Origin of the sequence: Gordonia effusa NBRC 100432 (assembly GCF_000241305.1) — a bacterium.
GTDB classification, from domain to species: domain Bacteria; phylum Actinomycetota; class Actinomycetes; order Mycobacteriales; family Mycobacteriaceae; genus Gordonia; species Gordonia effusa.
This window is the reverse complement of the sequence record NZ_BAEH01000010.1, coordinates 1-10296: the sequence shown is the minus strand read 5'-3', so window position 1 is coordinate 10296 and position 10296 is coordinate 1. Positions and strand designations below refer to the sequence as shown.

The following is a 10296-nucleotide window of genomic DNA, read 5'->3' as shown; positions in this document are numbered from 1 at the left end:
GTTTGGTTATCTCTGCCGCATGTTCGAGCTCAATCGCGCTCATAGTCCCAGCACCTTGCGAATCGCCGGGCGCGCCAACTTGGGTGCGTGCTTGAGCGACCCCTTGATCGCCCGGTCCATCGACTCAGCCCGCGCCGTCACGGCCGCACGCACTAACGAATCGAGCCTGGCGAGGTCATCCTCCGGTAGATTCGCGAACTCCGCGGGTAGCGGGGCGTTCACGGTAGTGGACAACGACGTCGCGGCGGCCGACATGCGACTCCTCCTGAAATTTGCTCACGTAACTTACAAATCGATCAGGGTGATTTGTAACACGTTTCACGCACATCGCGGTAGGAATCAGTCGGCGGGTCTATCGAATTGTGCCCGCCGGTAGTCGCCATACGGTTCGTCACGCTCGCGCACCGCTTCCCGAAAGCCGACCGTCGCAGCACGCGTCTGAAATGCGTATCCCTCCCGGGTGTGCCGGGATATGCCGTCGAATACGGTGCTGATCATTCCCGAATTCGCGACCCCCTGGCTGAGGAGCGCGCTGTTTAGCGCGAGCTTGGCCATGATCAACTGGTTGACCGGCATCCGGGCGATTCTTTCGACCAATGCCTCGGCGCGCGCGTCCAGTTCCGTTGCAGGCGTCGATTCCACCGCGAGTCCCCAATCGGCGGCTTGCCGGCCACTGATGCAATCACCGGTCAGCAACAACCTCTTCGCACGCTGATCGCCCAGGCGATGGGCCCACATCCCCGCGGCCGGGATACCCCAGACGCGTGTCGGCGGGTAGCCGATCTTGGTGTCGTCGGCGCAGATGATCTGATCGGCGTACAACGCGATGTCGGTGCCACCGGCAACCGCGAACCCGTGCAGCTTGGCGACGGTCGGTTTGTTCGCGTAGAGCAGGCTGGCGAAACCACGATTGAAACGACTCATCATGGCGTAGTCGACCATCGGGTCCCAGGTGCCGTGTGGGTTGTGATTGCGTGCCTGCACAACCGGATCCAACACGCCGCCGGTCGTCGGGTCGACACCCCGCTCGGGATCACCGCCGTTCTCGGCGAAGATCGACAGGTCATATCCGCCGCAGAACCCCTTGCCACGGCCGGATATCAGCATCACGTGGACTCTCGGGTCCAGATCTGCGCGTTCGACCGCCGCCGCCAACTCGATCGGGGTGTCCGCGGTGATGGCGTTGCCGGCGCGCGGACGGTTGAAGGTAATTCGCGCGACCCGCCCGGTTACCTCATAGGTCAGCGTTCGATAGCTGACATCGGTTGCCGGCTGCTCCCGGCCGTCGAATATCGAATCGGGCTGCTGCGTCAATCCTTCGTACCAGGCAGCGGGCCGCCCATCGTCGTCGTCGGTCAAGAACTTCTCCGTTCGCCAATGAGGTTGGTATCAGCCGACTTTCGTCGTCGCACGTTCGATGATCGCCGCGGTGTCGACACCGGACGGCAGTGTGCCGAAGACGTCGCCGTGATCGCCACCGAGTCTGCTGACGGTGAAGGCGTCGGCGACCGCCGGATTCCCGAATCGCACCAACAGGGAACCCTGCAATACCTGCGCCATATCGGCGACGAGCCGGCGCGCGTTGTGCTGGACCGAGCCGAGGTCGCCGAGATCGGCGAAACTGCCGGCTAGCCGGCCCAACGCGGCGTCGAGATGCCGGTCGGCTCCGGCTGCCCTGTTCACCTCGTCGAGGAAGACCTCGAGTGACTGTGGTTGTTTGGCGATGGCCCGCAGAACATCGAGTGCGGCGACGTTGCCCGACCCCTCCCAGATCGACATGAGCGGCGCCTCGCGGTAGAGCCGCGGCATCCGCGATTCTTCGACATATCCGTTGCCGCCCAAGCACTCTAGCGATTCCGCGGCATGAATGGGCGCGCGTTTGCAGACGTAGTATTTGCTCACGGCCAGCGCGATCCGGCGCAGTGTCGCCGCGCGGTCATCGCCGGCGACCGCTTGGTCGGTCAACTCCGCCAGCCACAATGCGGCGGTGGTTGCCGCCTCGGCTTCGACGGCGAGATCGGCGAGCACGTTGCGCATCAGCGGCTGATCGACCAATGCCGCACCGAACGCCCGACGATAGGTCGCGTGATGGGTCGCGGCTGTTGTTCCGGCACGCATACTCGACGCCGAGCCGAGTGTGCAGTCCAATCGAGTGAGGTTGACCATCTCGACGATGGTCGGCACGCCTCGCCCTTCGTCGCCGACGATCCAGCCGACGGTGTCGTCGTATTCGACCTCGCTGCTCGCGTTGGAACGGTTACCCAATTTGTCCTTCAACCGTTGCAGCGCAAAGGTATTGCGGGTGCCGTCGGGCAGTACACGCGGTACGAAGAAGCAGGAGAGTCCGCCGGGCGCCTGAGCGAGCACCAAAAACAAGTCCGACATCGGGGCGGACGTGAACCACTTGTGTCCGGTGATGCGATAGCTGCCGTCGGCGGCCGGAACAGCGGTCGTGGTATTCGCCCGGACGTCGGAGCCGCCCTGTTTCTCAGTCATCGACATTCCCGCGATCAAGCCGCGCTTGGTGGTCGGGATTCGCAAACCAGGGTCGTATTCGCCGCTGATGAGTAGCGGCTCGTAGGTCGCGGCGAGTTCCGGGTTGGCCCGCAGCGCGGGAACGACGGCATAGGTCATCGAGATTGGGCAGGCGTGTCCGGCGTCGGTGGTCGACCACACGCTCATCTTGGCCGCGCGAACCAGGTGTGGGTTAGGCCTGGTATCGCCCCACGGTGCGGCATGCAGGCCAAACCGCACGGCGTTGCTCATCAACTCGTGATAGCTCGGGTCGTAGACCACCTCGTCGATTCGGTTGCCGTATCGATCGTGGGTAATGAGTTGCGGCGGATGGGCTTCGGCGCGATCGGACAGCTCCTGCGCGTGCGCCGAACCCGCGAGCACACCGACCTCGTGAAGTTCCTCGAGCGCGTGGTCGGCGCTCGCGCGGTGGACCGCTTCGGTAATCGTCGGCTGCTCGGCGGCGTTGTAGTCGATCAACGGCGGAACCTGGTTGATCACCGTATGCGTGGCCATGTCTTTGTTCCCTTCACAGAGCAGCGAGTTCGTGCTGGCAACCACGACCGCGGCTGCCCGGCACCTTAGAATCTACGTCCTCCTATTACACATATCAATAGAAAAATCGTTAATGAGTAATAGACGGTCCGCCACTCGCGGCGATGACCTCGTTCACGAACTCGATGAAGTCGGTTCGGAACTCGCCATAGGTCGTACGGAGCCGAACGCCGGGCCAATCGTCCGGTAGTAGTTCGGCCGGCAACAGCGGGTCGTCGAGAATATGCCGGACGATCGTCGCGGCCACCTCGAAGCGATCGGCGACCCCGACCGCATTCTGGTAGTCGACGAGCATCAGCTCGGCGTCGGCCGCCCAGCGAGCCGGAGCGAATAGCCGTTCGGATAGGTCAATCGACGGCTCCTGCGGTACCGCCGAGAACAACGAGACTCGACCTGCGACGTCGATAGCCAGCGCATCGTGATTGTCCGGACGCATCCACACACCGTCGCGGACCTCGGCGAATTTCATAAAACCGAACACATCGCTCAGCGGCGCGGCGCCAACAGCGGCCGGCACTGCTGCCTGGGCGTAAGCATCGGGCGCGATGGCGATACGCCACTGACCAGCCCAAGGTCCGGTCGGCACCTCCATCGCGCGGTCTTGCCGCTTCTGCCGCTCCAACAGGCGTGGTGACAACGTGTACACACCGTCGTCGCGGATGAGGTCGCCGGTCGAGACCATCCGCGTCAACGCAACCCGAGCAGCCGATTCGCGCAGCCCCAACGCGTCCGCGATAGCGACGATCTGCTGCGCACGAGCCCGCGCTGGATGAGTGCCGAGCAACGCGCTGAGGATGGCCGAGCGTGCCGTCATCTTCACAGGCCGCCGCGGGTGAGAACTCATCACGTCATCGTATGGGCAGTGCGACGTCGACTACTTCCACCGTCGAGGATTTTCCTACCGGCAGCCCCAAGTGGGACCATGGTGCCCGTGAGCACTTCGCTATCTCCTCGTACCAGCGCGCGGATCGGACCGTATCCGGTCGATCCGCCGGTGGTGCTCGCCCCGATGGCAGGCGTCACCAACCGCGCGTTCCGACGCCTCTGTCGCGAATACGGGAGCCGCGACGCTATCTACGTCTGCGAGATGATCACCGCACGGGCCGTCGTCGAACGTAATGACAAAACACTGCACATGATGTCCTTCGACGACGACGAATCGCCCCGATCGATGCAGCTCTACGGCGTCGACCCGAAGACTCTCGGCGAAGCGGTCCGCATCATCGTCGGCGAAGGACTCGCCGACCACATCGACCTCAATCTAGGTTGCCCGGTCCCCAAAGTGACCCGGCTCGGTGGCGGTGCCGCACTCCCGTACAAACGCGGACTCTTCGGTCAGATCGTGCGGTCGATGGTGTCGGCGGCCGAACCAGCCGGCGTGCCGGTGACCTTCAAATTCCGCATCGGCATCGACGACGATCACCTGACCTACCTCGACACCGGCCGCATCGCCGAAGACAACGGCGCGGCTGCGGTGGCACTGCATGCCCGGACCGCGGCTCAGCGCTATTCGGGTACCGCCGATTGGTCGGCGATCGCACGTCTGAAAGAAGCTGTGACCACCATCCCAGTTTTCGGCAACGGCGATATCTTCGCCGCGTCCGATGCGGTGGCCATGATGGCCCAAACGGGATGCGACGGCGTTGTCGTGGGACGCGGCTGTCTCGGACGTCCCTGGTTGTTCGCCGAACTGTCGGCCGCACTGCGCGGTGAAGAACTTCCGACGCCGCCGACCCTCGGCGAAGTCGGAACCATTCTGGCCCGTCACGCACTGCTCCTCGCCGAACACCACGGGGAGGACCGCGGCCTACGTGACCTGCGCAAACATATGACCTGGTATCTGATGGGATTCCCCGTCGGATCGGATCTACGACGTGCCTTCGCATCGGTGTCGACGCTGACCGAACTGAACGGTCTCATCGCCCAGCTAGACCCCGACATCCCGTTCCCCGACGACGCCACCGGCCCCCGCGGACGGCAGGGCTCACCCGGGAAAGTAGCGCTGCCCCACGGTTGGCTCGATGACCCCGAGGACGCCACTGTCCCCTCGGGTGCAGATGTCATGCACAGTGGCGGATAGTCCCCAACGCGGTCGCGCAGGCGGTTACCTAAGTCGAATTCTCAGGTCCACCGATTAATATGGGTCAATCCGCTGCGGACCGTCGTGGCGATAGATGCGTGCGCGCATACGCCGCGGAGGGGCCGCGAGATCGATGAGGAGCAACGTTGACTGACACGCCGTCGGGCTCAGACGAGCCGGTGCAGCCGTCTCAGCCTCCTCGGCGCTCAGGTAGTCGCCGGGCCGATAACCAGTCGAATCCCACCGAGTTCTCGCAGATGTTCCCCAACCGCGGAGCAGGTTCGCCGCATAACCCATCGAGCCGCACGCCCGGTGCCGACGAGCAGGGCGACCGCCTACGCGAGCCGCGCAACCGCGATCGCTACGTTCGCAATCGCAATCGTGTGACGGTACGCGAGATGATGGCGCAAATGGATGCGACGGGCCAGCTGCCCCGCGTCACCGCCGAAACCCGACGTACCGACCGGCGGGATAACGAACGACGCCGCCCGGGCTACGACGCCGGGCCGGTATCCAACGACGTCACCACCAAGATCCCCACCGTCGGTGCGGATACGCCGGTAGACCTTTCCGATGCTGCGACCGCGGCCCGTGTCATCGCCGAATCTCGTGGTCAGGGCCATATCCGGCCACTGGAACCCACTCCCGAGCTCCCCGATCCAGCGAAATTGCGGGCCACCGCCCGCCGCAGACCGGCCCGAACCCGCGGTGAGATGTTCAAACGCGATGCCACCATCGCCGGCCGCATTTTGGTCGCCATCGTGTGCATCGTCGCCCTCGGCGGTGCCGGCTATATCTGGAACACCACACGTTCCTGGGACGGAAACTGGAACAATGTCAGGGCCCTCAATCCCGACGACGGGCACATCCGGGACAAGACCGCCCAGTATGGCGACGAGAACTATCTCATCGTCGGCACCGACACCCGAAGCGGTAAGAACGCCAAGGTGGGTGCCGGAACCGCCAGCGACGTCGAAGGGGCGCGCTCGGACACCGTCATCCTGGTCAACGTGCCGGCCAACCGCAGTCGTGTTGTCGCCGTGTCATTTCCGCGAGATTTGCAGGTAGACCGGCCCGACTGCAGCGCCTGGAATAACAACACCGGCCAGTATGGCGAGACGGTCGCCGGCGCCGACAACGTCAAGCTCAATTCCGTATACGCCGAAGGCGGACCTGAGTGCCTGGTCAAACTGCTGACCAAGATGAGCGGGCTGAATATCAACCACTTCATCGGCATGGATTTCAGCGGATTCCGCAAAATCGTCGATCAGGTCGGCGGCGTCGAAGTGTGCTCGACAACGCCGCTCTATGACTACGAAATCGGCACGGTCCTGCGCAAAGCGGGCAAACAGAAACTGACCGGACGTACCGCACTTCGGTATGTGCGGGCCCGGACTATTTCCACCGAGGGCAATGGCGATTACGGCCGCATCAAACGACAGCAGCTCTTCATGTCGTCGCTGCTACGCGCCACATTGTCGGGCAATGTGCTGTCGAATAAGAACAGACTCGATGGCATCGTCAACACCTTCATCCACAACAGTTTCGTTGACGGCGTGAATACCCAATCGCTCATCGACCTCGCGTCGTCGATGCAGGGTATCGAGGCCGGTCGAGTGACATTCCTGACCATCCCGACGTCGGGAACCTCGACGGACGGGCAGAATAACGAGATTCCGCGTACCGACGACGTCAACGCCATCTTCAACGCGATCATCAGCGACGATCCGCTGCCCGGCGAAAAGAAGAAACAGCAGAAGTCGACGTCGAACAGTCCGGCCCCGTCGTCCACCACGTCCGCCGGAACGTCGAAGTCGGGCAAAGTGTCGGCGACCGCGATGTCCCCCGGCAACGTCGGCGTGCGGGTGCTCAACGGCACCGGACAGACCGGGCTGGCCACCGACGTCTCCGAGCAGCTGACACCACTGGGCTTCGATGTTCGCGGCGTCGCCGATGCGTCGGAGCTACAAGAAAAGACCGTCGTCCGCTATGGCGCGGGCGAGCAGGATGCGGCCGCGACCCTGGCTAAGTTGTTCCCTGGGGCGTCGATCCAGCCCGACCGCACCGTACGCTCCGGCGTCGAAGTGATCCTCGGTAGCGACTACAGCGGCTCGTTGGACTCGACCCCCACCGCGGGCAGCGCTATTAGCGTGAACCAACTGCCGCCGACTACCGGGACCAGCGACCTGCCCAACGACCTCGCCGTAACCAACGCGAGTGACACCACCTGCGAGTAAGCGACCCGTATTCAGTTCGGCTTCACGCCCCGTTCACGCCTCTGCGATGCCATCGGTAAGCAGAAGAACGTAGTGTAGACACATGCGAACTGCGTACCAGGAGCAGATGGCTGCTCTTAATGCTGTCCTCGGTGAGATGTGTGAATTGGCCGGCCAGGCAATGGCGAGTGCCACCCAGGCACTTCTCCAGGCCGATTTGTCTGTTGCCGAGCAGGTCATCGGCGACCACGATCGAATGGCCGAGCTTTCCGTGCGAGCCGAAGAGCAGTCGTTCGCACTGCTGGCATTGCAAGCACCGGTAGCCGGCGACCTACGGTCAATCGTGAGTGGCTTTCAGATTGTCGCCGACGTCGATCGGATGGGCGCCCTCGCGCTGCACGTCGCCAAAGTCGCCCGACGCCGCCACCCGGCGAAGGCGCTCCCCGAAGAGGTGAATGGGTATTTCGCCGAAATGGGCCGTCTCGCAGTGCAATTGGCGCGTAACGCACGTGAAGTACTGAACTCGCAAGATCCGCAGGACGCACTCGCGCTGCAAGAAGACGACGATGCGATGGACGATCTGCATCGCCACCTATTCACCGTGCTGATGGACCGCGAATGGACCCACGGCGTCGCCGCCGCCGTCGACGTGACGCTGCTGGGCCGCTACTACGAGCGCTTCGCCGACCACGCCGTCCTCATCGGACGTCGAGTGGTGTTCCAGGCGACCGGCAAGACCCCGGAACAACTCGCCGAAGCTGGCCGGTAAACCCGGGTAGCCCCCACCTAACTCGCAAACCCCACTTCACCGGACATTCCCGACGCCGATTGGTGTCGGGAATGTCGCGTGAGGTGGGGTTTGCGAATGGGCAGGGTCGCGCGGCCGCCGGCTATCCGAACCGGCCGGAGATGTAGTCCTCGGTCTCCTTTTTAAGCGGGTTGGAGAACATCACCTCGGTGTCGTTGATCTCCACCAACTGGCCCGGCTGCCCGACGCCCTCGAGATTGAAGAAGGCGGTCTGGTCGCTGACGCGGGCGGCCTGCTGCATGTTATGCGTGACGATGACGATGGTGTACTCCTTCTTGAGTTCACCCATCAGGTCTTCGATAGCCAGGGTCGAGATGGGGTCGAGCGCCGAACAGGGCTCATCCATCAGCAGCACATCGGGCGAGACCGCGATGGCGCGTGCGATACACAGGCGCTGTTGCTGACCACCAGACAGACCGCCGCCCGGCTTGTCCAGCCGGTCCTTCACTTCGTTCCACAGGTTAGCTCCGCGGAGACTCCGCTCAGCGACCTCGTCGAGGGTCGACCGGTTACGAACGCCCTGCAGCTTCAACCCGGCCACGACGTTGTCGCGAATCGACATGGTAGGGAACGGATTTGGCCGCTGGAAGACCATGCCGATGGTTGTGCGAACGCTGACCGGATCAACGTCCTTGCCGTAGATATCCTCGCCGTCGAGCAGCACCTTGCCGGTGGCGTACGCCCCGGGGGTTACCTCGTGCATCCGGTTGAGAGTGCGCAGCACCGTGGACTTACCGCAACCCGACGGTCCGATGAAGGCGGTGATACTGCGTGGCGGAACCTCCAGCGTCACTTCCTTGACGGCATGGAATTTTCCGTAGAAGACGTTGAGGTCTTTGATGTCGAGACGCTTGGCCATGAGTTAAGTCCTTGCAGAGTTCGTGCGATGGGTACGCGAGCGGGCGATCAGGATGTCTTGGGGGCGAAGATCTTCGCCACCCATTTAGCGCCGAAGTACACGATGGCGACGAGGATGACCAGAGTCAGCGCCGCGCCCCACACCTTCTCGAAGGCGCCGGGACCGTTGTTGTATTGCTGCACCATCATCAGCGGCAGCGATTCCTGATTTCCGTCGAATGGATTCCAGTTCATCGCCTTGGTGGAGCCGACAAGGATGAGCACCGGAGCCGATTCGCCCATGACGCGGGAAATGGCCAGCATCACGCCGGTGACGATGCCCGAGAGCGCGGTCGGCAATACGATTCGCGAGATGGTCTTCCACTTGGGCACGCCGAGTGCGTACGAAGCCTCACGCAGATCCTGCGGGACGATCTTCAGCATCTCCTCGGTGGACCGAACCACCAGCGGAACCATAAGCAGCACAAGGGCAATCGCGACGAGGAAGCCCATTCGAGGCAGACCCAAGGTCGTACGCCAGACCGCGTAGACGAATAGTGCGGCGACGATAGAAGGCACCCCGGAGAGAATGTCGACCATGAAGGTGGTGACGCGTGCCAGCACGGATTTCCCGTCGCTGTACTCCACCAGATAGATGGCGACGAAGATTCCCAGCGGAACCGAGATGAGCGCGGCCAGTGCCGTCTGCATCAGGGTGCCGATGATCGCGTTCAGCGCACCGCCATACCGCTCCGAACTCGACCACCAGTCGGCGTCGAGGAGTGGTTCGATGCCGTTGTAGACCAACGTGCCAACGAGCCAAAGCAATGGGATGATCGCGATCACGACGGCGACGATCACCGCGACGTGTGCGCCCCGGTCGACGATCTTGCGTCGACCGCTGATCGGCTGGAAACCCGAAGGACGTGTTTTCACCGGGCCCGTGCCGGAGATATCGATAGTCGTCATATCAGTTCTGCTTCCTGCCGACGACGGACCGCGCGGCGGCGTTGACGATGAACGTCAGCACAAACAAGGTGAGACCAGCCGATATGAAGGCACCGGTCTTGGTTGGCGAGTCGAATTCCGCCGCGTTGTTCGCGATCTTCGTCGCGAAGGTCTCGCCGCTTTCCATGAGGTTGAAGTCGATGGGGCCGGTGTTCGAGATGATCAGGAACAGTGCCATCGTCTCGCCCAGCGCACGGCCGAGGCCGAGCATCGAACCACTGATGTAGCCCGAGAAGCCGAACGGCAACACTGCCATCCGCACGACCTCCCATTTGGTA

General features: G+C 63.1%; 9 protein-coding genes and 1 pseudogene. 3 read left to right on the top strand and 7 right to left on the bottom strand.

The annotated features are described in order from the left end of the window. Nucleotides 1-39 precede the first annotated feature (39 nt). The 4 genes from GOEFS_RS01200 to GOEFS_RS01185 all read right to left on the bottom strand — a co-directional run bounded on the left by GOEFS_RS01200 (nucleotide 40) and on the right by GOEFS_RS01185 (nucleotide 3913). Nucleotides 40-255: a hypothetical protein gene (locus GOEFS_RS01200; protein WP_007316035.1), complete on the bottom strand. Its 216-nt coding sequence runs from the start codon at nucleotides 253-255 to the stop codon at nucleotides 40-42. 84 nt (nucleotides 256-339) lie between these two features. Then, nucleotides 340-1359 carry a crotonase/enoyl-CoA hydratase family protein gene (locus GOEFS_RS01195; RefSeq protein WP_007316034.1) on the bottom strand — a complete coding sequence of 340 codons (1020 nt, stop codon included), beginning with the start codon at nucleotides 1357-1359 and terminating at the stop codon, nucleotides 340-342. Nucleotides 1360-1389: 30 nt separating this feature from the next. Further along, complete coding sequence (locus GOEFS_RS01190; RefSeq protein WP_007316033.1) at nucleotides 1390-3030, bottom strand: acyl-CoA dehydrogenase family protein; 1641 nt, start codon at nucleotides 3028-3030, stop codon at nucleotides 1390-1392. A 109-nt stretch (nucleotides 3031-3139) separates the two neighbouring features. Beyond that, on the bottom strand, nucleotides 3140-3913 hold the full coding sequence (locus tag GOEFS_RS01185; RefSeq protein ID WP_050949725.1) for a PaaX family transcriptional regulator C-terminal domain-containing protein: 774 nt from the start codon (nucleotides 3911-3913) through the stop codon (nucleotides 3140-3142). 78 nt (nucleotides 3914-3991) lie between these two features. On the opposite strand from GOEFS_RS01185, the gene dusB reads away from it, so the two are divergent. The 3 genes from dusB (at nucleotide 3992) to phoU (ending at nucleotide 8134) form a co-directional block, all read left to right on the top strand. Then, nucleotides 3992-5149, top strand: a complete 1158-nt coding sequence (dusB, locus tag GOEFS_RS01180; protein ID WP_040524220.1) for a tRNA dihydrouridine synthase DusB — start codon at nucleotides 3992-3994, stop codon at nucleotides 5147-5149. A 146-nt stretch (nucleotides 5150-5295) separates the two neighbouring features. Then, nucleotides 5296-7386 (top strand): LCP family protein, encoded by a 2091-nt coding sequence (locus GOEFS_RS01175; protein WP_007316030.1) that lies wholly within the window; start codon nucleotides 5296-5298, stop codon nucleotides 7384-7386. A gap of 82 nt (nucleotides 7387-7468) precedes the next feature. Further along, nucleotides 7469-8134 (top strand): phosphate signaling complex protein PhoU, encoded by a 666-nt coding sequence (gene phoU / locus GOEFS_RS01170; protein ID WP_040524218.1) that lies wholly within the window; start codon nucleotides 7469-7471, stop codon nucleotides 8132-8134. Nucleotides 8135-8255: 121 nt separating this feature from the next. Here the strand turns inward: phoU and pstB are convergent, their stop codons facing one another. The 3 genes and pseudogenes from pstB to GOEFS_RS01155 all read right to left on the bottom strand — a co-directional run. Next, on the bottom strand, nucleotides 8256-9032 hold the full coding sequence (pstB, locus tag GOEFS_RS01165) for a phosphate ABC transporter ATP-binding protein PstB (protein WP_007316028.1): 777 nt from the start codon (nucleotides 9030-9032) through the stop codon (nucleotides 8256-8258). Nucleotides 9033-9079: 47 nt separating this feature from the next. Beyond that, on the bottom strand, nucleotides 9080-9979 hold the full coding sequence (gene pstA, locus GOEFS_RS01160; protein WP_007316027.1) for a phosphate ABC transporter permease PstA: 900 nt from the start codon (nucleotides 9977-9979) through the stop codon (nucleotides 9080-9082). A 1-nt stretch (nucleotide 9980) separates the two neighbouring features. Continuing rightward, nucleotides 9981-10296 (bottom strand): annotated as a pseudogene (locus tag GOEFS_RS01155) (ABC transporter permease subunit); the annotation flags it as partial.

Bases quoted from the DNA above. Each gene is read 5' to 3' on its own strand.
- GOEFS_RS01200 (WP_007316035.1), bottom strand. From the start codon at position 255: ATGTCGGCCGCCGCGACGTCGTTGTCCACTACCGTGAACGCCCCGCTA.
- GOEFS_RS01190 (WP_007316033.1), bottom strand. From the start codon at position 3,030: ATGGCCACGCATACGGTGATCAACCAGGTTCCGCCGTTGATCGACTAC.
- GOEFS_RS01185 (WP_050949725.1), bottom strand. From the start codon at position 3,913: ATGAGTTCTCACCCGCGGCGGCCTGTGAAGATGACGGCACGCTCGGCC.
- dusB (WP_040524220.1), top strand. From the start codon at position 3,992: ATGGTGCCCGTGAGCACTTCGCTATCTCCTCGTACCAGCGCGCGGATC.
- phoU (WP_040524218.1), top strand. From the start codon at position 7,469: ATGCGAACTGCGTACCAGGAGCAGATGGCTGCTCTTAATGCTGTCCTC.
- pstB (WP_007316028.1), bottom strand. From the start codon at position 9,032: ATGGCCAAGCGTCTCGACATCAAAGACCTCAACGTCTTCTACGGAAAA.
- pstA (WP_007316027.1), bottom strand. From the start codon at position 9,979: ATGACGACTATCGATATCTCCGGCACGGGCCCGGTGAAAACACGTCCT.